Genomic DNA, 22,547 nt, shown 5'->3' with positions numbered 1-22,547 from the left:
TCGGTGGGGTTGTCGTTACCGACTTCTGCAGCGCCAGTGGCCGCCCATACGCCACCCACCGGATGGATACGCAACCGGGTGCTGTTCAGCCTGGTCGTGATCGGTTTGTGGGTGGCCTTTGGAATGGCGTTTTTGACACAGGCGCCCAACCGCCTGGTCTCGGGTGTGGGCATACCGCTGGGGGAGCTGCTCACCGGTCCGCGCTGGCTCGTGCTGCTACCGGCGGTGGTACTGGCAGCTGCCGCGCTGCTGCCCGCCGCGCGGTCCACCCACTGGCTGGTGGTGTTGGCGGCGGCCGCAGGCCTGTTTGGTTGGTTCTGGCTGGCGGGTGCACAGGCCCGATGGGCCATGGAAACCGCCGAGTCTCCTCTCTTGCGCACCTCCTTCGGCGGCGGGTTCTGGGTGCTGGTGGTGGTGTACTCCCTGGCAGCGGCCGATGCCCTGCAACGCCTTGGCTTGCATGCCGCACTGCGCACCCTGGCAGGGGCCGCCGTAGCGCTGCCGGTGCTGTTGTTGCTGCTCCAGGGGCAGCTGGATGCGCTCTCGCTGCTCAAGGAATATGCCAACCGGCAAGATGTATTCCAGTCAGCCTGGTACCGGCATCTGCAAATTGTGCTCACCACCCTGGTGCCTACGTTGCTGGTGGGTGTGCCGCTGGGCGTGGCGGCATTCCGCCGACCTGCTGTGGCCAACCCCGTTTTCGCCGTGCTGAACCTGGTGCAGACCGTGCCGTCCATCGCCATGTTTGGCCTGCTGATGGCGCCGTTGGCGGCACTGGGTGGTTGGTGGCCGGGCTCGGGCATCAGCGGCATTGGCCTGGTGCCGGCGGTGATTGCACTGGCGCTGTATTCGCTGCTGCCCGTGGTGCACAGCACGGTGGCGGGTCTGCGGCAGGTGCCAAGCGCGGCGGTCGAGGCGGCGACCGGCATGGGCATGTCGCAGCGCCAGATCTTCTGGCGTGTGGAACTGCCGCTGGCGCTGCCTTTGCTGGTGTCCGGCATCCGCACCACCACCGTGCAGGCAATAGGGCTGGCGGTGGTGGCGGCCCTGATCGGCGCGGGCGGCTTCGGAGCCATCATGTTCCAGGGGCTGCTGAGCAGCGCACTGGACCTGGTGCTGTTGGGCGTGCTGCCGGTCGTAGGGCTGGCCGTGGTGGTGGACGCGTTGTTCCAGTCTCTTTCTGTCTTTTTGCGGGCCACGCCATGATCGAATTCCAGCACGTGCACAAATCGTTTGGCGGCAATCCCGCCGTCAAAGATTTGTCACTCCACATTCCCCAAGGCGAATTCACCGTGCTGATTGGTGGCTCCGGTTCAGGCAAATCCACCACCTTGAAGATGGTCAACCGCCTGGTCGAGCACGACGCAGGCCGCATCCTGTTCCAGGGCGAGGAGATCCGCAGCTTCAAGTTGCAAGACATCCGCCGCCGCATGGGGTATGCCATCCAGTCGATCGGCCTGTTTCCGCACTGGACAGTCGAAAAAAACATCGCCACCGTGCCCGAGCTGCTGGGCTGGCCCGCAAGCCGTGTCCGCGACCGTGTGACCGAACTGCTGGAGCTGCTGGACCTGGCACCCGCCCTGTACCGTGGCCGCTACCCGCACCAACTGTCGGGTGGACAGCAGCAGCGGGTGGGCGTGGCCCGGGCACTGGCGGTGGACCCGGAGGTCCTGCTGATGGACGAGCCTTTTGGTGCGCTCGACCCGGTGACGCGGCACACGCTGCAAAAGGAAATGCGGCGCATCCATGCCAGCTCGGGCAAAACCATTGTGCTGGTGACCCACGATATCGACGAGGCGCTGAGCCTGGCCACGCGCATCGTGCTGCTGCAGAACGGCCAGATCGTGCAGGCGGGCACCCCGACCGAGCTGTTGACCCACCCCGCCAATGACTTTGTCACCGACTTTCTAGGCCGCAGCGACATTGGCATCAAACTGCTGGGCCTGGCCACCGTGGCATCGCACACCCGCGCTGGCGAAACCGCCCCCGGAGCCGCCCTGCCCGCCCGCACCAGCCTGCGCGAAGCACTGTCCACCTTTGTGGCCCGCGCCTGCGACCGCCTGCCGGTAGTGGACGACCACGGCAACGCGCTGGGGGTACTGCACTTTGCCGACCTGTGGCAACGCCCCGCATGAACGCACCCACCCATTTCCTGGACAACTATGGTGCATAAAATTGTGCGTGACCGCTTATTCTGGGCGGCTTTGTTGCTAGCATTATTAACATGGGGCATGCCGCATCTGCATCCAGTGTTCGCCGCCCTGTTTCCCGCACTGGACCGCCCCGTCTATACCCAGGACAGCTTTGTGGCGCTGGTGCTGGCGCATTTGCATATCGTTTTCTGGTCGAGCCTGGCATCGGTGCTGGTGGGCGTGGGTGCAGGCGTGGCTGTCACCCGGCCTGCCGGGCGCGAGTTCAAGCCCGTCGTGGAAACCGTGGTGGCGATGGGCCAGACCTTCCCACCGGTGGCCGTGCTGGCGATTGCTGCGCCGCTGATCGGCTTTGGCACCGAGCCCGCACTGATAGCGCTGGCCTTGTACGGTCTGCTGCCCGTGGTGCGGGCGACCATTGCAGGCATTGAATCTGTGCCCGACTCGGTGCGGGAGATCGCAAAGGGCTTGGGCATGGGCGGGCTGGGCACGCTCTGGCGGGTAGAGCTGCCGCTGGCGCTCAGCGTAATTCTGACGGGCATACGCAGCTCGGTCATCGTCAACCTGGGAACCGCCGCCATTGCATCCACGGTGGGCGCCAAAACGCTGGGTTCCCCCATCATCGTGGGCCTGAGCGGCTTCAATACCGCATATGTTTTGCAAGGTGCCATCCTGGTCGGAGGGCTTGCCATCGTCACCGACATGGCCTTCGCACGATGGACCCAACACCTGAACCGCTGGCGGAGTGCCCAGGGATGACCACGCTTGCTTCATTTCCGATGTACGCAGCGGGGTCGGCGGCCAATGCCGCTTTGTGGCAATGTGTCGCCGACCAATTGAACATCGACTTTGTGCCTGCCACGCTGGCGCAGCCTACCGACCTGGTGGCGCATTGGCTAGACCCGGAACTGTTGCTCAGCCAAACCTGCGGCTACCCGCTGACCCACGTGCTGGCCGGGCGGGTGCAACTGGTGGGTGCTTTTAGCTACACCGCCCCCGGCTGCGACGGCCTGCGCTATCGCAGCCAACTGGTCTGCCGCAGCGCCGATGCCGGGCTGCCGCTGGCCGGGTTCCGGGGCCGCACCGTGGCCTATAACTCGGAAGATTCGCAATCGGGCCACAACAGCCTGCGGGCGCTGGTGGCCCCGTTGGCGCGCAATGGCGCATTTTTTGGCAAGGCCGTGGCCACCGGATCGCACCATGCCTCTGTGGAGAGTGTGCGCAGTGGCCAGGCCGATCTGGCCGCCATCGACTGCGTAACGCTGGCGCTGCTGCAGCGCGACCACCCCGAGAAGCTGCGCGGCGTGCAGGTCTGCGGCCACACCGCACCGGCCCCGGGCCTGCCGCTGATCACATCGTTGCAGACCCCACCCGACGTACTGATCGCCCTGCGCCAGGCCCTGCAGCACGCCATGCGCGCCGAAGCGCTGGCCGATGCCCGCGCATCGCTGCTGATTGAGGATTTTGCCGAGCTGCCGCTGGGCGACTATGGCGCGATTACCCTGATGGAAGCACGCGCCAACCGGGCAGGTTACAGGCTATAATCCAAGGCTTTGCTGGCAAACCCCTGCTGCCTGATCAATTTAATAGCAGGGGAACACCGCAGATGTCACGTCCAACGGCCTGATCTTCCTTTTGACAAGACCTGCACCTAAATCGGAATCCTTTTTTGTCATGACAACCATCCGTGTAAAAGAAAACGAACCCTTTGACGTCGCTCTGCGCCGTTTCAAGCGCACCATTGAAAAGCTCGGCCTGTTGACCGACCTGCGTGCGCGCGAGTTCTATGAAAAGCCCACCACCGAGCGCAAGCGCAAGAAGTCGGCCGCTGTCAAGCGCCACTACAAGCGCGTGCGTTCCATGCAGCTGCCTAAAAAGCTGTACTAAGCTTTCAAACTGTCCGCAGTTTGACCAGCCCGCCCAGGGACGCCAGGGCGGGCTTTTGTGTTTTTGGCCCACCCCCAGGCTCCAGTGCTTCGCATCTTTCTCCAACCCCCTTGCAGGGGGCAACACCAGTGGCCCGGCAAAGCCGGTTCCACAGTGTTTCTGGAAGGCGTGCGTTCTGACTGCACCATGGGTACCACCGTTAACCCCTCACCCCAGGAAACCCAATGTCCCTCAAAGAACAAATCACCGAAGACATGAAGACCGCCATGCGTGCCAAGGACAGTGTCCGCCTGGGTACGGTGCGCCTGCTGCTGTCCGCGCTCAAACAAAAAGAGGTTGACGAGCGTGTGGTGCTGGACGACGCAGCCGTGGTGGCCATCGTCGACAAGCTGATCAAGCAGCGCAAAGACTCCATCGACGCCTTCACCAAGGCAGAGCGTACCGACTTGGCCGACATTGAAAAAGCCGAGTTGACCGTGCTGTCCGCATACCTGCCCCAGCGCCTGGATGCCGAACAGGTGGCCGCCGAGGTGCGCACCCTGGCCGCCGCCATGGTGGCCGAGTTGGGCCGCGCACTGGGTGCGGGCGACATGGGCCGGCTGATGGGTGCCGCCAAGGCGCAATTGGCGGGCAAGGCCGAGATGGGCCAGGTATCGGCCGCCGTCAAGGCCGCACTGGCCGTATAGGCCCCAAGCCAACCAAGGAGGCGGTTGCCGCGTTATAAAAGGAGAGCCACTCCGACCCACGCCATGTCCGCCTCCTTTTTACACAAGACCGCCCGTTTGCTGGGCGCGTTGCTGGTCGCGTCGATCACCACACTGACCGCCAGCCACGCTCTGGCGCAGGCCGCCCCACCGGGCCGGGTGGCGCGGCTGAGCCTGATGGAAGGCGCAGTCAGCTTCGCTCCAGCCGGTAGCGACGACTGGAGCCCAGCCGAATTCAACCGCCCCCTGACCAGCGGCGACCGGCTGCAAACCGCCCCCGGCGCGCGCGCCGAGCTGCACAGCGGCTCCACCGCCTTGCGCATCAACGGCCAAACCGCGCTGGAGATCAGCGAGCTAGACGACACCACCACCCGCCTTACTCTGACCCAGGGCAATCTGGCCCTGCGCGTACGCAACCTCTACCCCGGCGAAACGCTGGAGGTCAACACCCCCAACCTGGCCTTTACCGCCAGCCAGCCCGGCGAATACCGGCTGGACGTAGACCCCCGCACCAACAGCACCGGTGTCACGGTGCGCAGTGGCAGCGGCGTGGTGTATGGCGAAAACGGGGCCTCCCGCACCCTTGTCAGCCAGCAGCAAGTGCGCTTTGCCGACAGGCAACTGGCCCAGGAAGTGGCGCAAAACAACCCGCCACGCGACAACTTCGACCTCTGGTCCTTCGCCCGCGACCGGGCTGAAGACCAGTCCCAGAGCGCCCGCTACGTGTCGCGCGACACCATCGGCTACCAGCAGCTCGACGGCTATGGCGACTGGCGCACCGACGATGCCTACGGCGCGGTGTGGTTTCCCCGGGTCACGGTAGGCCAGTGGGCACCCTACCAAAATGGCCAATGGCGCTGGATTGCCCCCTGGGGCTGGACCTGGGTAGACAACGCCCCGTGGGGCTTTGCGCCCTTCCACTACGGCCGATGGGCCCAAATAGGCGCGCAATGGGCCTGGGTACCCGGGCCGATGAACCAGCGGCCCAGTTACGCGCCCGCCTTGGTCCGGTTTGAGGGCCCCAACCGTTTCGAGCAAGACCGCCGCGTGCCACCGCAAGGCAACTGGTTTCCGCTGGCCCCCGGCCAGCCTTGGCGGCCCAATTACCCCCAGTTTCAGCGCCCCAACGACAACTTCAACCGTCCCCAGCAACCAGACTGGAACCATTTCCCGCGTGACCCCCGCCCCTTTGGCAACGGCCCGACGCGTATTGAGCCCATGGTGCAGCCACCGCCCCAGCCGGTCTGGCCGCAGCAAGCCATCCCCCACGCGCGCCCGGAAATGCGAATGCAGAATGCCCCCCGCAACCAAGCCGACCTGGAGCAACGGGCGCAGATGCAACGCCAGCAGCAAATGGACCGCGAACGCCAGCAGCAAGAGCAAAACCGCAACCAGATGCAGATGCAGCAGCAGGCCCAGCGCGAGCAAATGCAGCGCCAGCGCGATGCCTCACAGCAACAGATGCAACAGCAGATGCAGCAGCAACAAGTCCAACAGCAGCAGATGCGCGACGCGCAAAACCGCCAGCAGCCGCAAGCCCGCCCCCTGCCCCGGCCACAGATGCTGGAGGTACAGCCCGGTATACCTGAACCCTACCAGCCTCCCCTATACACGGGCCAACGCCCTGGCGGCGGTAAATAAGCCCGCACCCGCAAAACCCCAGGCCTCAAACGACAACGCCACCAGCTATTATTTATATAGCTAGTGGCGCAGGTAGATTATGCGCTAGAGGCCTAAAAAGCCTAAAAACCTACATCAGCTGCCCGCCACCTTCATCTTGTTGATGAGGATGGAGCCCACGGTTTTGGCACCAAAATTGTAGGTATCTGCGCCAATCGCCTGGATGCCCTTGAACATGGTTTTCAGGTTACCGGCGATGGTTATCTCTTCCACCGGGAAGGCGATTTCGCCGTTTTCCACCCAGAAGCCGCTGGCACCGCGCGAGTAATCGCCGGTCACGTAGTTCACGCCCTGGCCCATCAGCTCGATGACGAACAGGCCGGTGCCCAGCTTCTTCAACATGGCATCCAGGTCGTCGCCGGGGCGGGTGCGGCTGGAAGACAGCACCAGATTGTGCGAACCACCTGCGTTGCCAGTGGTTTGCATACCCAGCTTGCGGGCCGAATAGCTGCTGAGAAAGTAGCCCTCGACGCAGCCTGCATCCACCACGGTGCGGGCCTTGACGCGCACGCCCTCGTCGTCAAACGGCGAGCTGCCTTTGCCGCGCTTCACAAACGGGTCTTCCAGCAGATGGATGTGCTTGGGAAAGATTTGCTTGCCCAGCGAATCCAGCAAAAACGTGCTCTTGCGGTACAACGCGCCGCCGCTCACAGCCTGCACAAAGCCGCCCAGCAGCCCGGCCGCCAGCGGCGACTCGAACAGCACCGGGCATTCTGTGGTCGGAATCTTGCGCGACTTCAGTCGGCTCAAGGCCCGCTGGGCAGCATAACGGCCCACGTCTTGCGGCGAAGCCAGCTCGGTCGCATCGCGCATCGAGCTGTACCAGGAATCGCGCTGCATGCCGCTGCCCTTGCCCGCAATCGGTGCCACCGACAGCGAATGCCGCGAAGTGGCATACCCACCGCGAAAACCATTCGTGTGCGCGCTGAAAAAATGCGACTGTTGGGCCGACACGCCCGCGCCTTCGCTGTTGGTGATCTGCTTGCTGGTTTGCAGGGCCGCGGCCTCGCATTCCATGGCGATCTGGGCGCCCTCTTCACTGGTGATGGCCCATGGGTGGAACAGGTCCAGATCGACCTGGCGCTTGGCGATGTTCTTGGCATCGGGCAAGCCCGCAAAGGGGTCTTCGGCGGTGAAGAGGGCAATGTCGTATGCCGCCTTCACGGTTTGCTGGATAGCCGCCTTCGAGAAGTCGGAGGTGCTGGCATTGCCCCGGCGCTTGCCCAGGTAAACCGTGATCCCTAGCGATTTATCGCGGTTGCGCTCCACCGTTTCCAGCGCGCCTTTGCGCACCGAAACGCTCAGGCCACAGCCCTCAGAAGCCTCGGCCCCGGCGTTGGTGGCGCCGAGTTTTTTGGCATGCGCCAAGGCACTATCGACGAGCTCTTCAAAGAAGGGACGGCTGTAGGCGAAGCCGGTGGCGGGCTGGCGATTGTCGCTGGCAGAAGGGGAAACTGGTTTTTTCATGTTGGCGGCTATGATACTTGCCACGCAGCCTCTCTTGCTGCACCCCCATCGGATACCCCGCGCACCGCGCGCACAACCCTAAAAACCATGTCACGCAAACTCACCAAAGGCTACTACGTCCAGGGCAAATTCGTTGCCGAAGGGAGCGAACTGGACATCCAGCTCAAAGCCGAACTCAAGGGCACGGATGCCTCCAGCCGCACCGACCTCAAGAAAGAAAGCGACGAACTGCAAGCCCTGGGCGAAAGTCTGCTGACCCTGCGCCTGGACCTGTTCACCAAGCTGCAACTCACCGAAAAGCTGCATGACGCAGTGCTGGAAGCCAAGCGCATCACCAATTTCGAAGGCAAACGCCGCCAGATGCAGTTCATCGGCAAACTCATGCGCAAACAAGAACCCGAAAAACTCGACGAAATCCGCGCGACGCTGAAAATCCAGCACTCCGGCTCGGCGCAAGAAAACCTGGCCCTGCACAAGGCCGAAACCTGGCGCAACCGCCTGATCGCCGAAGACGATGCCGTGGGCGAGTGGATTGCCGAGTTCCCGCAGACCGACTCCCAGCAACTGCGCGCCCTGGTGCGCCAGGCCCGCAAAGACCTAGTGCCCGAAAAGCCCGGTGCCCCGCCCCGCCACGGCCGCGCCTACCGCGACATCTTTCAGTTGGTGCGCGAGCAACTGGCCGACATGGACGGCCCGCTGAACGACGGCGCCATAGCCGACACGGCGGAAGAATGACTGCGTTCGATCCCGTCAAGATCGGCATCGTCTCGGTCAGCGACCGGGCGAGCAGCGGGGTGTACGAAGACAAGGGCCTGCCCGCGCTGCAAGACTGGCTGACCCGCGCCTTAAAGAACCCCATCGAATTCCTCCCCCGCCTGATCCCGGACGAGCAGGCCGCCATCAGCGCCACGCTGATTGAGCTGGTCGATGCCGGGTGCAGCCTGGTGCTGACCACCGGAGGCACCGGCCCGGCCCTGCGCGACGTGACCCCCGAGGCCACCCTGGCCGTGGCCCACAAGACCATGCCCGGCTTTGGCGAGCAAATGCGCCAGATCAGCTTGCAGTTTGTGCCCACCGCCATCCTGTCGCGCCAAACCGCCGTCATCCGCGACCAGGCCCTCATCCTGAACCTGCCCGGCCAGCCCAAAGCCATTGCCGAGACACTGGAAGGCCTGCCCGAGCGGGGCGTGCCCGGCATCTTTGCGGCGGTGCCCTACTGCATTGACTTGATCGGCGGGCCGTACCTGGAGACCGTTGATGCGGTGTGCAAGGCATTTCGGCCCAAGTCGGCAATACGGGTAGCAGGCTAAATGCAGGTCCAAAAATTTGCGGCCTTCTCCGACGGCGACACCGGCGGCAACCCAGCGGGCGTGGTGCTGGCCGACGCGCTACCGCCCGATACCGACATGCAGCGCATCGCTGCCGAAGTAGGGTTTTCCGAGACCGTATTTGCCACGCCGGTAGGCGAAGGCTGGCGGGTGCGCTACTTCTCGCCTGAGAGCGAAGTCGCCTTCTGCGGCCACGCCACGATTGCACTTGGCGCGGCGCTGGCTTTGCAGCAGGGCGACGGCGTGTTTGCCTTGTCGCTGAACCACGCCCAGATTACCGTCGAAGGCCGCCGCGAGGGCTCCACCGTGGAAGCCGCGCTGCAATCGCCCCCTACCCACAGCCAGTCCGCCCCTGCCGCGCTGATGGATGCCGCGCTGGCATTGTTCGGCTACACGCCTGACCACCTGGACCCGCGCATCCCGCCCGCCCTGGCCCATGGCGGTGCAGACCACTTGGTGCTGGCGCTCAAAACCCGCTCCGCCCTGGCCGCCATGCACTACGACCTGGCCGCAGGCCGCACCCTGATGCGGGACGCGGGCCTGACGACCATCGTGCTGGTGTTTGCCGAATCCGCGCAGCATTTGCACACCCGCAACGCCTTTGCCTCCGGCGGCGTGCTGGAAGACCCCGCCACCGGAGCCGCCACCGCCGCCCTGGCAGCCTATCTGCGCGACATCGCCTGGCCACACGCGGGCCGTATCGACGTGGTGCAAGGCGAAGACATGGGCATGCGCTCGCTGCTGCGGGCGGAGCTGTCGGACACTCCGGGCAGCTCGGTCCGGGTATCGGGCTCGGCGCGGATGATGCTGGGCTAACTTGCTATCGAAAAAGAAGCTGCTTGCGTAGACGGAATATGCGCCGGTGGTCTAAAAGGCTTGTATTTTTACACCGTGGCCGCGCTGGCTGTATCCGCGGGTTTATCCAGCACTACACCCTCAAACACATCCTCCAGCGGCCATTGCAGCCCCACGCTGGCGAATTCGCAGGGCCCTGGATTCAGGGCATCCCAGGCATACAGTTCAAACCGCTGGGCGGCATTGCGCCGGTACAGCTCGACCGTCTGGGCTTGCGGGTCGATTAGCACGTACTCCTGCAGGCTAGGCAGCTGGCGGTAAGCCGCGAATTTGCCGCCCCGGTCCCAGGTGGCGGTGCTGTCGGACAGCACTTCGACGACCAGTACGGGGGCATCCGTCGATATGGCCTTTCCATCGGGAGCCGTCTTTGGCTGGCAACGAACCACGACATCGGGGTAGAAATAAGCGTCTACGGCCGCCACCTGCACCCGCATATCGGAAATAAATACCTTGCAGGGTGTGCCTTTGAGATGGCTGCGCAACACAACAGCAGCATTCAAGGCCACCGTGTTGTGGTTCTCCGTCCCGCCCGCCATCGCAAAGACTTCGCCCTGGATGTATTCATGGCGCTCAGTCTGGTTGGCCTCCCAGACCAGGTAAGCATCGGCAGCGAAATGGTGTTGCGGTTGGGCGTAGGACATGACCACATCCTAACGTTATGGTCCTTACTTGCCCACCAGTTGCGTGAACTTCTCGGCCTCGAAGCACTCGGTGCGGGCCGCGTCGCAGGGCACGCAGTCGGGGGTGGTCTGGGTGGCCGAGAGCTTTTCGATAGCCTGCCAGAGCAGCGCAATCTGGTGCTCCTGGCTGGAGGCGCTATCGATCAGGCCGCGCATGGCTTCGCCAATGGGGTCGCCATCGGGAGTGATGCCGTAGGCCGAGAAGCGCGGCGTGGCCATGGCCGCATCGCCCGCCTCGCCGTCCTTGGGCAGGATGATGCGGGCCGGAATGCCCACCGCCGTGGCACCCGCAGGCACCGGCTTGATCACCACCGCGTTGGAGCCGATCTTGGCCCCGTCGCCCACGGTAAAGCCGCCCAGCACCTTGGCGCCGGCGCTGACCACCACGTCGCGGCCCAGCGTGGGATGGCGCTTGGTGCCCTTGTACAGCGAGGTGCCGCCCAGCGTCACGCCCTGGTAGATGGTGCAGCCGTCGCCGATCTCCGCCGTTTCGCCCACCACCACACCCATCGCGTGGTCAAAAAACACCCGCTCGCCCAGCTTGGCACCGGGGTGGATTTCGATGCCGGTCAGCCCGCGCGCGATGTGCGAGATAAAGCGCCCCAGCCACTTGAAGCCGTGGTGCCAGCACCAGTGGGCCGGGCGGTGCAGCACCACCGCATGCAGGCCGGGGTAGCAGGTCAACACCTCCCAGGTGCTGCGCGCAGCAGGGTCGCGGTCGAGGATGCAGTGGATGTCGGAGCGGAGGCGGGAAAACATCAGATTAGTCTAGTCGTTTGCTGGGGATTTGGCTTTGTCCGAAGCCTGATCCGTGGCTTGGGTAATGGCTTTGGCAATGCCGCGCAGGATATGGATTTCTTCCTGCAGCGGCTGGGCGCGGTTGAACAACTGGTTCAGGCGCGGCATCAGCTTTTTGGGTGCGGCGGGGTCGAGGAAGCCCAGCGCCGTCAGCGCCTGCTCCCAGTGCGCCAGCATGCCACCGACCTGGCGCGCGTCGGCCTGTGCGGACGGCGGGGTGGCGGCTTCCACCGCGTAGCCGCCCAGGGCCATGCGCCATTCGTAGGCAATAAGCTGCACGGCCGCGGCCAGGTTCAGCGAGCCGAAGTGCGGGTTAGTGGGAATGCTTAAAGCCACGTGGCAACGGTACACGTCTTCGTTGGTCATGCCAAAGCGCTCGCAGCCAAACAGGAACGCGACACCTGCAGGTCTTTTTAAAGCTAAATCGGCCTCTGGCGCAGATTCCAGCTGCACCGGTAGCTCTCGTTTCAATAGCGCTTCAAAATGCGGGCGCGGTGTGGTGGTGGGCGGGCCGAAGTCGCGCGGGGTCATGGCGGTGGCGCACAGGTGGTCCATGCCATCCAGCGCCTCGTCCAGCGTTGCGACGATGCGGGCGTTGTTGAGCACGTCCAGGGCACCGCTGGCGCGCTGGATGGTTTCCAGGCGGCGCAGCACATTCGGCCAGCGCGGATTGACCAGCACCAGGTCGTCAAAGCCCATGACTTTCATGGCCCGGGCGGTAGCACCTACATTGCCAGCGTGGCTGGGTTGGATCAGAATAAAACGGCTTTGCATGACGGAAACAGTAGGACGGGTAAAATCGATCGATTGTCGCTGCCTGCATCGCCGGGCTGCTCTTCTTTTGCTCTTCTTAAAAATCTATGGCGCTCCCAAACCTACACCCGATGCTGAACGTGGCCGTCAAGGCCGCCCGCGAAGCTGGCAAGCTCATCAACCGTGCGGCACTCGATGTCGAAGCGGTACGTATAAATCAGAAGCAAATCAACGATTTCGTCACCGAAGTCGACCAGGCGGCTGAGAAAGTGATCATCGAGACGCTGACCACGGCCTATCCCGGCCACGGCATCCTGGCAGAAGAATCGGGTTCAGAGTTTGGCGCCAAAGATTCCGAGTTTGTGTGGATCATCGACCCGTTAGACGGCACCACCAATTTCATCCACGGCTTTCCGTTCTACTGCGTCAGCATCGCGCTGGCCGTGCAGGGGAAGATCGAACAAGCCGTCGTTTTCGACCCCACCCGCAACGACCTGTTCACTGCCACCAAGGGCCGGGGTGCGTATATGAACGAGCGCCGCATACGCGTATCCAAGCGCGTGCGCCTGAACGAATGCCTGATCTCCACCGGCTTCCCGTTCCGCCCGGGTGACAATTTCAAAAACTACCTGGGCATGATGTCTGACTTGATGCCCAAGCTGGCGGGAATTCGCCGCCCCGGCGCTGCGGCACTCGACATGGCCTATGTGGCCGCGGGTTTCACCGATGGATTTTTCGAATCCGGCCTGAACCCCTGGGACGTGGCCGCGGGCTCACTGCTGATTACCGAAGCCGGTGGTCTGGTGGGCAACTTCACCGGCGAGGCCGACTTTTTGGAGCAGAAAGAGTGCATGGCCGGCAACCCGCGCGTGTACGGCCAACTGGTGTCGGTGCTGGGCAAATACAGCAAGTTTGCCAGCGCAGGCGAAAAGGCCACGTTGCGCCAAGCAGTATCGGCAGATACGCCCGACGTGGCCGTACAAGAAGAAGCCGCAACACCTACAGCCGCTTCCGACAGCAAGGACGCGCCCTTCTAAGCTCAGATGGGCTCTGGCAGCCCGCTGTGCAGTGACCGGGTGATGGCCAGCCCGATGCGGGTGGCCTCCAGCGCATCCGACAGCGTCAGCGTCAGCGGCTGCACACCACGGCAGGCGGCCACAAACGCTGCCATCTCGGCCGCAAAGGCGGCTTCGAAACGCTCGTAAAAGTCGGCCACTACCGTATGGCGCACGCCCAGCCCGTCGCTGCGCACCACGCGGTCGCGGGCAGCGTGCTCGCCCACCAGCAACTTGCCCGCAGTGCCGATCACCTCGGTACTGGTTTCATGCCCATGCGCCATGGTGCGCGAGGCATACAGCACGGCCTTGGCTCCGCCTTCAAACTCGACCACGGCCACGCCGTTGTCCACATCGCCAAACTCGGCCAGCGCCGGGTGCAGCGCGTTGGTGCCGGTGGCGAAGGCGCGCAAGGCTTTGGGGCGGCCCAGCATCCATCGCGCCAAGTCGATGTCGTGCACGCTGCAGTCCATGAAGATGCCGCCCGAGGTCGGCGCAAACCGTACAAAAAAACCTTCGGGGTCGTTCTGGTCACAGGTCTGGCTGCGCACCAAAAACGGCTTGCCGATCTCGCCCGCCGCCACGCTGGTCTGTGCCGCGAGGTAGCTGGGATCAAAGCGGCGCACAAAGCCGACCATCGCGACCTGCGCCGGGTGCTTTTCGGCTACGGCCAGCACGCGTTCGCAATCGGCCAGGTTCAGCGCCAGCGGCTTTTCCACAAACACATGCTTGCCCGCTTCCAGCGCGGCAATCGCCTGGTTGGCGTGCAGCGAGGTGGGCGTGACCAGCACCACTGCGTCGATGTCCGGGTCGGCGATGAAAGCGTCGAAGTCGCCATACAGGCGGACGATGCCCAGTTGCTCGCCCGCAAAGGCGCGCTCGCTGGCCACCGGGCTGCAGGCTGCCACCAGGCTGCAGTGGCGGGTACGGAAGGCCAGGGCCTCAGCGTGGCGTTGGCCCAGGCGGCCCAGACCGGCGATGCCGATTCGCAAAGGGGAATTAGACGTAGCCATGGCTTAGAACACCACCGGTTGGCCGCTCTTGCAGCTTTCAGCGGCGGCATCGGCCAGCTTTTGCGCTGCAACGCCGTCGGCCACCGTGGTTTTAAAAGGTGCGCCAGTCTGCAGGCACTCAAAGAAATGCGCGATTTCCAGCTTGTAGGCAGCAGCGTAGCGTTGCAGGAAAAAGGCTTCGGGCTTGTCGGCGCGGATGCCGTTGGCATCCCACTGCACCACGGCCGAAGGGGTTTGGTTACCGCATTGCAGCAGACCGCCCGAGCCCAGCACTTCAAAGCGCTGGTCGTAGCCGTAGGCAGCGCGGCGGCTGGTGTTGATCTGGCACAGGCGGCCGGATTGGGTGCGGATGGTCACAGCGGTGCTGTCCACGTCGCCCAGGGCGGTGATGGCGGGGTCGGTCAGGACCGAGCCGGTGGCGCTGAGCCACACCGCTTCGTCGCCGTCGGCGCACAAAATCCAGCGGAACACGTCGAGGTCGTGGATCAGCATGTCGCGGAAGATGCCGCCGGATGCCTTGATGTAGTCGGCCGGGGGCGCGCCGGGGTCGCGGCTGGTGATGATCAGCATCTCAGGTTTGCCGATATCACCGGCGGCCAGGCGGCGGCTGGCATCGTTGAAGGTGGGGTCGAAACGGCGCTGGAAGCCGATCATGCAGGCCACACCGGCGGCCTTGACGGCTTCTGCACAGGCGATGGCGCGGGGCACCGACAAATCGACCGGCTTTTCGCAAAAAATGTGCTTGCCTGCTGCAGCAGCGCGGGTGATCAGGTCGCTGTGTGTAGCGGTGGACGAGCAAATGGCCACGGCGTCAATGCTCTTGTCGGCCAACACGGCTTCGATGGTGGACACCTGGGCTCCCAGTTGCTGCGCCAGGTCGCTGGCGGCGGCGGGCACCGGGTCGCACACGGCTTGCAGCTTGACACCCGGCAGTGCGGCAATATTGGAAGAGTGGATACGGCCAATGCGACCGGCACCGAAAACAGCAACGTTTTTCATAGGATTTACCAGGGAATACAACAGAAAAAATCCGCCTGAACAGAACAAGGGCGGGAACCAAGATGCCGAACTATACGGGGATTTTCGATAAACGAAAATAATTTTCCAAAAGATTTTAAATTCGAATTTAACTTCAAGGTAAACCCTTAGAAATGACCATAAATGGTCAAAAAATCGGATGCAAACCGGGTCCGGCTTGTCTACAGTGGCGGCCAGACCAGCCCACAGACAAGCCGATTTTTTCCAAGAGACAAACCCCACCATGACATCCCCTACCGCCATCCCTTTTTCCATCAACCGTATCAGCGCACCGCGCATCCCGTTCGCCAGCTTCGCCGCCATGGCCAAGCGCTTGGGCGTGGGCGCTATTGAAATCCGCAATGACCTGCCCGAGGCGGAAATGGTCAACGGTGCCAAGGCCGCCGACATCGGTACCGCCGCCAAGACCCAGGGCCTGACCATCCGCTCCATCAATGCATTGCAGCGCTTTGAGCAGTTCGATGCCAAGCGCCTGCAGGAAGCCCAGGACATGATTGCCTACGCCGTGGCCTGCGGTGCCGAAGCCCTGGTGCTGTGCCCCACCAATGATCTGCGCGACAACCGCACGCCGGACCAGCGCCACCTCGACCTGGTCAACGCCCTGACCCAACTCAAGCCCCTGCTGGAAGCCGCCAAACTGGTCGGCTTGGTAGAGCCCCTGGGCTTCGAAGAATGTGCCGTGCGCCGCAAGTCGCAGGCCGTACGTGCCATCATCGAGGTCGGCGGCGGTAGCACCTTCCAGCTGGTGCACGACACCTTCCACCACCACCTGGCAGGCGAAGGCCTGTTCTTCCCCGAGCACACCGGCCTGGTCCACATTTCTGGCGTGGAAGACACCGCCCTCACACCCAACCAAATGCGCGACAGCCACCGCGTGCTGGTAGGTGCCAGCGATCGACTGGGCAACGCCGCACAGCTCGGCACCTTGCTGGATGCGGGCTACGCAGGCTTTGTGTCGTTTGAGCCCTTCGCCGAAGAAATCGCCGCCGCGTCCGAGGCCGACATCGAGCAGCAACTGGCCTCCAGCATGGCCTACCTGACGAATGCCGTGGCCGTAGCGCGCGAAAAAGTAGCACAGCCCGCCTGATTTACAGTGGGGAATGGCCGACATTCCCCCTCTGCGTAAAAAATCCAGCGCCCGCTTCATCGACATTGCCGCGCTGGCCCAGGTCAGCCCGGCCACCGTCAACCGGGTGCTGAATGACCGGGGTAGCGTCTCCACCGCCACGCGTGAAAAGGTCATTCGCGCGGCACAGCAGCTCGCAGTGCCGCGCCTAATGCCCGAAGTGCACCGGGGGCTGACCCGGCTGGACGTGGTGTTTGCGCGCAGCCAGACCCCATTTTTCCAGCGCATGGAACTGGCCTTGCAGCGCCTCATGCCCCTGCTGGACAGGCGCATCGTGGTGCACCGCCACACGTTTGTGCCCGGCGACGACGAACGCACCGCGCAGTTCATCCGCCAGCCCCCGCACCCACGCCACGGCCTCCTGCTGGCCGTGCAAGACACCCCCGTGCTGCGCGCCGCCGTGCAGCAGGTCAGCCAGCAAGGCGTGCCCGTGGTCACCTTGATGAGCGACATCAGCGATGTCTCCCGATTGCACTACGCGGGCATCGACAACCTCCACGCAGGCCGCACGGCCGGGCACTTCATGGGGCGGTTGGCCCGGCCCGGAGGACGTTTATTGCTGCTGACCAACGACCTGCACTTTCGCGCCCACCGCGACCGCACTGCCGGGTTTCTAGACGTGGTACGAGAAAAGTTCAGCCAATTCACCTGCAACCCCGCCACCCCGTGCTTCGACGACCCCGACCAGACCTTCCAGGCGGTAGACACGGCCCTGCAGCAAGGCGGTGTAGCAGGTATCTACCATAGCGGTGCCGGGTCTGCTGGCATCCACCAGGCATTGCTGCGCCACGGCCATATAGGAAAAGTGGTGGGAGAAGTGGTGTGGATAGGGCATGAGCTGTCAGATGCGCACCGCACCTGGCTGACCCAGGGCGCGATGGATTTGGTGATAGACCAAGACCCCGATGGACAGATCTTGTCAGGCATGCAGCACCTGCTGTTTCAGACCCAATGGCTAGCGCAAAAGCCCAGCTCAGGACCGAATGAATTCAGGCTTTTTTGTGCGGAAAACTTACCTGGCCAGCGATATTTACCAACCAGCATTTCACTACAAAATAAATAGCAGCAGGCGTTTATTCTCTCTGCGCTAGAGGCATTTTTCTTAAAATAAATCCTGATAGCGTTCAAGGTGTCTCAAAACTCGCTAACTCCACGTAAATTCTGTCCGCGTGGAAATGCAAGTGGAGAAATGCTGCCACGCCTTTGTGGCCCGTTCAAATGCATGTACCCATGGCGGAGCCGGAAATGCAAAAAGCCTGCTATTTATGCAATAGCAGGCTTTCCTCACTGTACTTGGGGTGGCTGAAGGGGCTCGAACCCTCGACAACAGGAATCACAATCCTGACTTTATAGTATTTCACATCGTTGATTGATGTTGCTACAATCAATATAAATCAACAGCTTACGTCCATACAACTGGATAAGAAAACAGCCTTAGTGTTGATTGATATTCCTCTAAATTGGGGATTTTTGGCTACGCAGTGGCTACACGGAATGCCGGTGTAGCCAAACTGACCGGAGCAAGCAGTATGGCCCGCCCCAAGAAAACCGACGCACCTGACACCACCCAGCGGATAAACCTGACCGCAGGCGTGATTGAACGGCTGACCTGCCGCACCGACCAAAAAGCCCAAGCCTTCTTGCGCGACAGCGAAGCCCCCGGCCTGCGGGTTCGTGTGACCAACACCGGGGCCAAGTCGTTCGTGTTTGAGGCCAAACTGAATAGGCAGACCATCCGCCGTACCATCGGAGATGTTCGCGCCTGGACCATTGAACAGGCCCGAGCCGAGGCAAACCGTTTGCGCGTGACCCTGGATGCAGGCATAGACCCCCGCGAGGTGGAGCGCGACCAACAAGCCGCCGCCGTTGAAAAGAGGGCTGCCACTGCTGCCAAAGTAGAGGCCGACAAAGTAGCCGCGCTGACCGTAGGCGAGGTGTGGGCCACCTACATCGAAGAACGCCGCCCGAAATGGGGAGCACTGCACTACCGCGACCACATCGACAAAGCCAAAGCCGGGGGCTTGCCGTCTGGCCGCCGTGGTGGTGGCAAGCAACTGACCAAGCCGGGACCGCTGGCCGCATTGATGCCGCTGGCACTGCGCAACCTTGACCAGCCCACCATCGAGGCATGGGCCGCGAACGAGGGCAAAACCCGTGCATCCTCCGCCCGGCTGGCATGGCGGCTGCTGACCGTGTTTCTGACCTGGTGCAGCGAGCAGCCCGCCTACGGCGACCTGCTGCCCGTCAAGAACCCAGCCAAGACCAAGAAGACCCGTGAAGCCCTGGGCAAGGCCGGGACGAAATCCGATGTGCTGCAACGCGAACAACTGGCCGCATGGTTCGCCGCCGTGCAGCAAATTCAAAACCCAGTGATTGCCGCTTGCCTGCAATTCCTGCTGTTGTCCGGGGCGCGGCTGAATGAAGTGCTGGCACTGCGCTGGGAAGACGTGAACACCCAGTGGAAAGGCATCTACCTGCACGACAAGGTGGAAGGCAACCGCGAGATACCCGCCACGCCCTACATGCTGCACCTGCTGGCCGCCCTGCCCCGCCGCAATGAATGGGTGTTCTGCAGCCCCACCAGCGAATCGGGCCACCTGAGCGAGCCCAACAACCCGCATACCCGCGCTTGCACAGTTGCTGGCGTAGATGGCCTGACCCTGCACGGCCTGCGCCGCTCATTCAAAAGCCTGACCGAGTGGCTGGAGGTGCCCGTAGGCGTGGTAGCGCAGATTCAAGGGCACAAGCCCAGCGCCACCGCTGAAAAGCACTACACCGTGCGCCCACTTGAATTGCTGCGCGTGCACCATGAACGCATCGAGGCATGGATGCTGGAGCAGGCTGGTGTGCCGTTCGTACCCCAAGCCGTACTCAATGGCCTGCGCGTAGTGGCTGGATAGGGTCGCCTTTCGCCAACACAAACATACAAAATTCCATATAATTCAATCCATGAAACCTATTGAGTTTCGAGGCGCGGCCCTTGATGACCTACGCAGCTTTCCCCAAACCGCGATGCGTGAGGCGGGGTATCAACTGGACAGGGTGCAAAACGGTTTAGCGCCTGATGATGCCAAAGCTATGCCCAGTATCGGCGCTGGTGTAGTGGAGCTGCGCATATGGGACGAGGCTGGCACGTTCCGCGTGGTCTACGTTGCCAAATTGGCTGATGCAATCTATGTACTGCATTGCTTTCAGAAGAAGACCCAACAGACGGCGAAGCGGGATATTGAACTAGCCAAGAAGCGGCTCAAAGACTTAATGAAGGAAATTGCGCCATGACCGATAAACAGCGATTTGCCAGCGTGTGGGATGCCATCGAGGACACCCCCCAGGAGGCGGCCAGTATGCGTGCACGCTCTTCTCTGATGTTGAGCCTGACCGAAGTTATCCGCCAACAGGACATGACCCAGGCCCAGGCCGCCGCGTTGTTCGGCGTAACCCAGCCGCGCATATCCGACCTGATGCGGGGCAAGGTAAACCTGTTCTCGCTGGACACCTTGATTGATATGGCGGCCACTGCGGGCATGGTGCCGACCGTCAAGGTGTCGATGCCCAAGATAGCGCCGGTCAAACGGCCTACTACACGCCGAGCCGCCGCGTACGCCTGAACGAAATGATGACGTATGCAAGCTGGCAAGAAGCCCACTGAACCGAAGCCCTCGGGCACCGACTGGGAGCGCGTCAAGCGCGAAGCTGCGCAGGATGCGTCCATCCCGTTCACGCCTGGCAGTGACCCCAACGATGCCGCTGCCGTGGCTGCGTACTGGGCGAGTGCGACCATCAAGCGGGGGCGGGTCAGGCCCGCCGTGACCGTGAAGCGCCCCACCTTGAACATGCGCGTCGATGCCGAGGTGCTGGATGCATTCAAAGCCACCGGGCCGGGCTGGCAAACCCGCATCAATGAAGTCTTGAAGAGCTGGGTGCAAAGCCACGCTTGAACCGTTTTGCCCCAGCTAGGCCCGCGAACCGAAAAGCGGGAACCTTCACCCGCCTGCTGGGGCTTCTATTTGAAGTGACACCTTGAAGGGGTGTAATTGAAGCCGATTCACGAAAGACCGGGCGCACAGCTACTCACAGACTACATGCGCCATGAAAGCGGAGTCAACTTATTCCGAGCCTATTTGGAGCGGAGGGAAGCCGACCGTCCAAGAAATGAAAGTTGGCGAGTAAGCCATTTAGATAACATCCCATTAGCTGACGCTGAGGGCGTTTTTGACGCAAATATTTTGCTGAATATCCTTGACGCTTTAGACCCGGTGATTCAAGACCTCATTAAGTTTTGCGAAGCTCCCGGCCCCGTTGATGACCAATTGCCCAATATTCGCAGCGCTTTACGCATTGGAAGGCACCACGCGCCAAGTGATGCTGAGAAAGAAAAGCGGAAATGGCACGTTGTTTCTTTGTGGATACAGGCGTACTTAAAAATGGAGGCATTCCCAGGCGAACACAAGTCTGAAACCACCCTAAAAAAAGAGATTGCAACCGCAGCCGCAGTGAGCGAGTCAACCGCGCTAATTCATTGGCGGGAACTTAAGAAATGCGAGCCATGGCAGGCAAAGTGGGCTACGGAAATTGCTAATAGAGCAAAAAGCGTAAAAGAGCGAAATGACGCATTGATCGAGCGAGCGCCTAAAGCGCCGGGAAGAATGAAAAAGCTCAGATTTGGGAAAGGCGTGTAGTCCAAGCGCCTTTGCGCTGCACAAATATCGTGCTTAGGTTTGCCAACCATGTTCAACAAACCGAGAGGTTTACACCATGGCTGCAATCACTTTTCAACCGGTACCACTAGAGCGTGAAACTCGTTCTGGACTGCCTACTTGCGAGGCTGCATTTCACCTTTCGAGGGCTCAGCAGACGCTTAGGCTTTGGGCAATGCGTGAGGATCTGACGGCCCCTAAGCAGTCTTTGCTGGTTGTGGCGCAGGACCTGGCCACCAAGGCAATGCACGGTACCGCCAACCACCATGAAGCCTACGCAGTCGCCAAGGCTGTGTTGGGCAACCTGGGCCGCGTGCTGGAGGTGACACGATGAGCCGCAAAGACATCAACCCCGGAAATGAAAAAGCCCCCGGTGCAACGAACACCGAAGGCTTTGCAAAAAACTTAAAAGGCAAGCGTAAGTCTATCGGCAAAAGCACGGCGACGGCGGCGCAATACGCGACTGTGATCAAGTTGCTGCGTGCCAGCAACAAGAACACCATGGAACTGCGCCGCTCTGGCGTGATGATGCCCGCCGCCCGTATCAAGGAGCTGAACGACAAACATGGCTACAGCATCGCCAGGGTTGCGCGCCAAACGCTCTACGATGAACAAGGCTACTTGCATTCCGGTGTCGCCCTGTATGAGTTGATCAACGAGCCATCTGGCGACCCGCTGGGCCTAGCCATTGACCCGGCGGGCGGCCCGCTTCTGGGTGCCGGTGCCGCCGCGCTGGAGTCCCATGGCCAATGGTCGTAATCCTGGCCGAAAAGGTGACTCAGGACGTGATGCGGGCGGGTTTGCTGCCTTGCCCTGGTCCGTCCTGGATTGCACCGCCTACGTCCGTCTATCGCATCCTGCGCGTGCATTGCTCTTTGAGTTTGCGCGCCAGTTTGTCCGCGACAACAACGGACGACTGCTGGCATCGGCTGCGTACCTGGCCAAGCGTGGCTGGAAGAGCTCTGACGTGATCACCCGTGCCAAGCGGGAGCTACTGGAGGCTGGTTTCATCTTTGAGACAGTCAAAGGCCAGCGACCTAACAAAGCCAGCTGGTATGCCGTGACCTGGCGGACACTCGACCGTATCCCCGGCTACGACGTGGGCACGCTGGAGATGTTCAGGCGCGGCGCGTACCAATATCTTGCCTTGCTTAAAAACGCACCCCTTACTCCGCCTCACGGTGTAGAGAGGGCCCCTATTGGTAAGCGTCCGGCCATCCCATGTTGACCACTGGCCACAGCCATGGTTGATTTCAAGGAGGGATGGGCTGCCAGCGATGCGGCAGCAGTTGTTCAATGTCCCGGGCCCTGTGCGT

Annotated in this window: 27 protein-coding genes; 21 read left to right on the top strand and 6 right to left on the bottom strand. The window is 62.2% G+C overall.

The window, feature by feature from the left end; translation table 11 throughout:
- The first annotated feature begins 9 nt into the window (after nucleotides 1-9).
- The 7 genes from AC097L_RS08675 (at nucleotide 10) to AC097L_RS08645 (ending at nucleotide 6,382) form a co-directional block, all read left to right on the top strand.
- On the top strand, nucleotides 10-1,206 hold the full coding sequence (locus AC097L_RS08675; RefSeq protein ID WP_479585933.1) for an ABC transporter permease: 1,197 nt from the start codon (nucleotides 10-12) through the stop codon (nucleotides 1,204-1,206).
- Nucleotides 1,203-2,135 (top strand): ABC transporter ATP-binding protein, encoded by a 933-nt coding sequence (locus tag AC097L_RS08670; RefSeq protein ID WP_479585932.1) that lies wholly within the window; start codon nucleotides 1,203-1,205, stop codon nucleotides 2,133-2,135. Before AC097L_RS08675 ends, AC097L_RS08670 begins: the two co-directional genes overlap by 4 nt.
- A gap of 96 nt (nucleotides 2,136-2,231) precedes the next feature.
- Complete coding sequence (locus AC097L_RS08665; RefSeq protein WP_479585931.1) at nucleotides 2,232-2,909, top strand: ABC transporter permease; 678 nt, start codon at nucleotides 2,232-2,234, stop codon at nucleotides 2,907-2,909.
- Complete coding sequence (locus AC097L_RS08660; protein WP_479585930.1) at nucleotides 2,906-3,694, top strand: phosphate/phosphite/phosphonate ABC transporter substrate-binding protein; 789 nt, start codon at nucleotides 2,906-2,908, stop codon at nucleotides 3,692-3,694. The genes AC097L_RS08665 and AC097L_RS08660 overlap by 4 nt, the downstream gene beginning before the upstream one ends.
- Before the next feature lie 130 nt (nucleotides 3,695-3,824).
- A complete protein-coding gene (gene rpsU, locus AC097L_RS08655) occupies nucleotides 3,825-4,037 on the top strand; it encodes a 30S ribosomal protein S21 (RefSeq protein ID WP_092756237.1) in 213 nt (70 codons plus the stop codon).
- A 224-nt stretch (nucleotides 4,038-4,261) separates the two neighbouring features.
- Nucleotides 4,262-4,723 carry a GatB/YqeY domain-containing protein gene (locus AC097L_RS08650; protein ID WP_479585929.1) on the top strand — a complete coding sequence of 154 codons (462 nt, stop codon included), beginning with the start codon at nucleotides 4,262-4,264 and terminating at the stop codon, nucleotides 4,721-4,723.
- Nucleotides 4,724-4,786: 63 nt separating this feature from the next.
- Nucleotides 4,787-6,382 (top strand): DUF6600 domain-containing protein, encoded by a 1,596-nt coding sequence (locus AC097L_RS08645; RefSeq protein ID WP_479585928.1) that lies wholly within the window; start codon nucleotides 4,787-4,789, stop codon nucleotides 6,380-6,382.
- 114 nt (nucleotides 6,383-6,496) lie between these two features.
- On the opposite strand, the gene pmbA is transcribed toward AC097L_RS08645, so the two are convergent.
- Complete coding sequence (gene pmbA, locus AC097L_RS08640) at nucleotides 6,497-7,888, bottom strand: metalloprotease PmbA (RefSeq protein WP_479585927.1); 1,392 nt, start codon at nucleotides 7,886-7,888, stop codon at nucleotides 6,497-6,499.
- An 87-nt stretch (nucleotides 7,889-7,975) separates the two neighbouring features.
- Here pmbA and yjgA point away from each other — a divergent pair, with 87 nt between their 5' ends.
- From yjgA to AC097L_RS08625, 3 genes are read left to right on the top strand one after another with little or no spacing between them, the layout of a single operon-like run.
- Nucleotides 7,976-8,623 (top strand): ribosome biogenesis factor YjgA, encoded by a 648-nt coding sequence (gene yjgA, locus AC097L_RS08635; RefSeq protein WP_479585926.1) that lies wholly within the window; start codon nucleotides 7,976-7,978, stop codon nucleotides 8,621-8,623.
- A complete protein-coding gene (mog, locus tag AC097L_RS08630) occupies nucleotides 8,620-9,198 on the top strand; it encodes a molybdopterin adenylyltransferase (RefSeq protein WP_479585925.1) in 579 nt (192 codons plus the stop codon). Before yjgA ends, mog begins: the two co-directional genes overlap by 4 nt.
- Entirely contained in the window at nucleotides 9,199-10,032 is an 834-nt protein-coding gene (locus tag AC097L_RS08625; protein ID WP_479585924.1) for a PhzF family phenazine biosynthesis protein, read from the top strand.
- A 68-nt stretch (nucleotides 10,033-10,100) separates the two neighbouring features.
- On the opposite strand, the gene AC097L_RS08620 is transcribed toward AC097L_RS08625, so the two are convergent.
- From AC097L_RS08620 to AC097L_RS08610, 3 genes are read right to left on the bottom strand one after another with little or no spacing between them, the layout of a single operon-like run.
- A complete protein-coding gene (locus AC097L_RS08620) occupies nucleotides 10,101-10,712 on the bottom strand; it encodes a Uma2 family endonuclease (protein WP_479585923.1) in 612 nt (203 codons plus the stop codon).
- Between the two features lie 24 nt (nucleotides 10,713-10,736).
- Nucleotides 10,737-11,510 (bottom strand): serine O-acetyltransferase, encoded by a 774-nt coding sequence (cysE, locus tag AC097L_RS08615; RefSeq protein WP_479585922.1) that lies wholly within the window; start codon nucleotides 11,508-11,510, stop codon nucleotides 10,737-10,739.
- A gap of 9 nt (nucleotides 11,511-11,519) precedes the next feature.
- Nucleotides 11,520-12,323: an RNA methyltransferase gene (locus AC097L_RS08610; RefSeq protein ID WP_479585921.1), complete on the bottom strand. Its 804-nt coding sequence runs from the start codon at nucleotides 12,321-12,323 to the stop codon at nucleotides 11,520-11,522.
- An 86-nt stretch (nucleotides 12,324-12,409) separates the two neighbouring features.
- On the opposite strand from AC097L_RS08610, the gene AC097L_RS08605 reads away from it, so the two are divergent.
- Nucleotides 12,410-13,339 (top strand): inositol monophosphatase family protein, encoded by a 930-nt coding sequence (locus AC097L_RS08605; RefSeq protein ID WP_479585920.1) that lies wholly within the window; start codon nucleotides 12,410-12,412, stop codon nucleotides 13,337-13,339.
- Nucleotides 13,340-13,341: 2 nt separating this feature from the next.
- Here the strand turns inward: AC097L_RS08605 and AC097L_RS08600 are convergent, their stop codons facing one another.
- Together AC097L_RS08600 and iolG are read right to left on the bottom strand one after the other, a co-directional pair.
- A complete protein-coding gene (locus tag AC097L_RS08600; RefSeq protein WP_479585919.1) occupies nucleotides 13,342-14,370 on the bottom strand; it encodes a Gfo/Idh/MocA family oxidoreductase in 1,029 nt (342 codons plus the stop codon).
- 3 nt (nucleotides 14,371-14,373) lie between these two features.
- Nucleotides 14,374-15,369, bottom strand: a complete 996-nt coding sequence (iolG, locus tag AC097L_RS08595; RefSeq protein ID WP_479585918.1) for an inositol 2-dehydrogenase — start codon at nucleotides 15,367-15,369, stop codon at nucleotides 14,374-14,376.
- 262 nt (nucleotides 15,370-15,631) lie between these two features.
- Here iolG and AC097L_RS08590 point away from each other — a divergent pair, with 262 nt between their 5' ends.
- The 10 genes from AC097L_RS08590 (at nucleotide 15,632) to AC097L_RS08545 (ending at nucleotide 22,459) form a co-directional block, all read left to right on the top strand.
- Nucleotides 15,632-16,495 carry a TIM barrel protein gene (locus tag AC097L_RS08590; protein ID WP_479585917.1) on the top strand — a complete coding sequence of 288 codons (864 nt, stop codon included), beginning with the start codon at nucleotides 15,632-15,634 and terminating at the stop codon, nucleotides 16,493-16,495.
- A 13-nt stretch (nucleotides 16,496-16,508) separates the two neighbouring features.
- Nucleotides 16,509-17,597 (top strand): LacI family DNA-binding transcriptional regulator, encoded by a 1,089-nt coding sequence (locus AC097L_RS08585; protein WP_479585916.1) that lies wholly within the window; start codon nucleotides 16,509-16,511, stop codon nucleotides 17,595-17,597.
- 466 nt (nucleotides 17,598-18,063) lie between these two features.
- Nucleotides 18,064-19,434: a tyrosine-type recombinase/integrase gene (locus AC097L_RS08580; RefSeq protein ID WP_479585915.1), complete on the top strand. Its 1,371-nt coding sequence runs from the start codon at nucleotides 18,064-18,066 to the stop codon at nucleotides 19,432-19,434.
- 49 nt (nucleotides 19,435-19,483) lie between these two features.
- Complete coding sequence (locus AC097L_RS08575; protein WP_479585914.1) at nucleotides 19,484-19,813, top strand: type II toxin-antitoxin system RelE/ParE family toxin; 330 nt, start codon at nucleotides 19,484-19,486, stop codon at nucleotides 19,811-19,813.
- The gene (locus AC097L_RS08570) at nucleotides 19,810-20,142 is read left to right on the top strand and encodes a helix-turn-helix domain-containing protein (protein ID WP_479585913.1); all 333 of its coding nucleotides are present in this window, start codon (nucleotides 19,810-19,812) and stop codon (nucleotides 20,140-20,142) included. Before AC097L_RS08575 ends, AC097L_RS08570 begins: the two co-directional genes overlap by 4 nt.
- A gap of 15 nt (nucleotides 20,143-20,157) precedes the next feature.
- Entirely contained in the window at nucleotides 20,158-20,472 is a 315-nt protein-coding gene (locus AC097L_RS08565) for a BrnA antitoxin family protein (protein WP_479585912.1), read from the top strand.
- A gap of 96 nt (nucleotides 20,473-20,568) precedes the next feature.
- Nucleotides 20,569-21,213, top strand: a complete 645-nt coding sequence (locus AC097L_RS08560; RefSeq protein WP_479585911.1) for a hypothetical protein — start codon at nucleotides 20,569-20,571, stop codon at nucleotides 21,211-21,213.
- Nucleotides 21,214-21,406: 193 nt separating this feature from the next.
- A complete protein-coding gene (locus AC097L_RS08555) occupies nucleotides 21,407-21,565 on the top strand; it encodes a hypothetical protein (RefSeq protein ID WP_479585910.1) in 159 nt (52 codons plus the stop codon).
- The gene (locus AC097L_RS08550) at nucleotides 21,562-21,990 is read left to right on the top strand and encodes a helix-turn-helix domain-containing protein (protein ID WP_479585909.1); all 429 of its coding nucleotides are present in this window, start codon (nucleotides 21,562-21,564) and stop codon (nucleotides 21,988-21,990) included. The genes AC097L_RS08555 and AC097L_RS08550 overlap by 4 nt, the downstream gene beginning before the upstream one ends.
- Nucleotides 21,991-22,099: 109 nt before the next feature.
- Complete coding sequence (locus AC097L_RS08545; protein WP_479585908.1) at nucleotides 22,100-22,459, top strand: hypothetical protein; 360 nt, start codon at nucleotides 22,100-22,102, stop codon at nucleotides 22,457-22,459.
- The last annotated feature ends 88 nt before the right edge of the window (nucleotides 22,460-22,547 follow it).

Source organism: Rhodoferax sp. RT5P35, from assembly GCF_056521385.1.
This window is presented reverse-complemented; position numbering and strand designations above follow the sequence as displayed.

Excerpts from the sequence above, each read along its gene's own strand:
- AC097L_RS08580 (WP_479585915.1), top strand. The coding sequence starts at position 18,064 with ATGGCCCGCCCCAAGAAAACCGACGCACCTGACACCACCCAGCGGATA.
- AC097L_RS08620 (WP_479585923.1), bottom strand. The coding sequence starts at position 10,712 with ATGTCCTACGCCCAACCGCAACACCATTTCGCTGCCGATGCTTACCTG.
- iolG (WP_479585918.1), bottom strand. The coding sequence starts at position 15,369 with ATGAAAAACGTTGCTGTTTTCGGTGCCGGTCGCATTGGCCGTATCCAC.
- AC097L_RS08660 (WP_479585930.1), top strand. The coding sequence starts at position 2,906 with ATGACCACGCTTGCTTCATTTCCGATGTACGCAGCGGGGTCGGCGGCC.
- AC097L_RS08605 (WP_479585920.1), top strand. The coding sequence starts at position 12,410 with ATGGCGCTCCCAAACCTACACCCGATGCTGAACGTGGCCGTCAAGGCC.
- yjgA (WP_479585926.1), top strand. The coding sequence starts at position 7,976 with ATGTCACGCAAACTCACCAAAGGCTACTACGTCCAGGGCAAATTCGTT.
- pmbA (WP_479585927.1), bottom strand. The coding sequence starts at position 7,888 with ATGAAAAAACCAGTTTCCCCTTCTGCCAGCGACAATCGCCAGCCCGCC.
- mog (WP_479585925.1), top strand. The coding sequence starts at position 8,620 with ATGACTGCGTTCGATCCCGTCAAGATCGGCATCGTCTCGGTCAGCGAC.
- AC097L_RS08550 (WP_479585909.1), top strand. The coding sequence starts at position 21,562 with ATGAGCCGCAAAGACATCAACCCCGGAAATGAAAAAGCCCCCGGTGCA.
- AC097L_RS08610 (WP_479585921.1), bottom strand. The coding sequence starts at position 12,323 with ATGCAAAGCCGTTTTATTCTGATCCAACCCAGCCACGCTGGCAATGTA.
- cysE (WP_479585922.1), bottom strand. The coding sequence starts at position 11,510 with ATGTTTTCCCGCCTCCGCTCCGACATCCACTGCATCCTCGACCGCGAC.
- AC097L_RS08590 (WP_479585917.1), top strand. The coding sequence starts at position 15,632 with ATGACATCCCCTACCGCCATCCCTTTTTCCATCAACCGTATCAGCGCA.
- AC097L_RS08570 (WP_479585913.1), top strand. The coding sequence starts at position 19,810 with ATGACCGATAAACAGCGATTTGCCAGCGTGTGGGATGCCATCGAGGAC.
- AC097L_RS08555 (WP_479585910.1), top strand. The coding sequence starts at position 21,407 with ATGCGTGAGGATCTGACGGCCCCTAAGCAGTCTTTGCTGGTTGTGGCG.
- rpsU (WP_092756237.1), top strand. The coding sequence starts at position 3,825 with ATGACAACCATCCGTGTAAAAGAAAACGAACCCTTTGACGTCGCTCTG.
- AC097L_RS08575 (WP_479585914.1), top strand. The coding sequence starts at position 19,484 with ATGAAACCTATTGAGTTTCGAGGCGCGGCCCTTGATGACCTACGCAGC.
- AC097L_RS08645 (WP_479585928.1), top strand. The coding sequence starts at position 4,787 with ATGTCCGCCTCCTTTTTACACAAGACCGCCCGTTTGCTGGGCGCGTTG.
- AC097L_RS08665 (WP_479585931.1), top strand. The coding sequence starts at position 2,232 with ATGCCGCATCTGCATCCAGTGTTCGCCGCCCTGTTTCCCGCACTGGAC.
- AC097L_RS08585 (WP_479585916.1), top strand. The coding sequence starts at position 16,509 with ATGGCCGACATTCCCCCTCTGCGTAAAAAATCCAGCGCCCGCTTCATC.
- AC097L_RS08625 (WP_479585924.1), top strand. The coding sequence starts at position 9,199 with ATGCAGGTCCAAAAATTTGCGGCCTTCTCCGACGGCGACACCGGCGGC.
- AC097L_RS08670 (WP_479585932.1), top strand. The coding sequence starts at position 1,203 with ATGATCGAATTCCAGCACGTGCACAAATCGTTTGGCGGCAATCCCGCC.
- AC097L_RS08650 (WP_479585929.1), top strand. The coding sequence starts at position 4,262 with ATGTCCCTCAAAGAACAAATCACCGAAGACATGAAGACCGCCATGCGT.
- AC097L_RS08565 (WP_479585912.1), top strand. The coding sequence starts at position 20,158 with ATGCAAGCTGGCAAGAAGCCCACTGAACCGAAGCCCTCGGGCACCGAC.
- AC097L_RS08600 (WP_479585919.1), bottom strand. The coding sequence starts at position 14,370 with ATGGCTACGTCTAATTCCCCTTTGCGAATCGGCATCGCCGGTCTGGGC.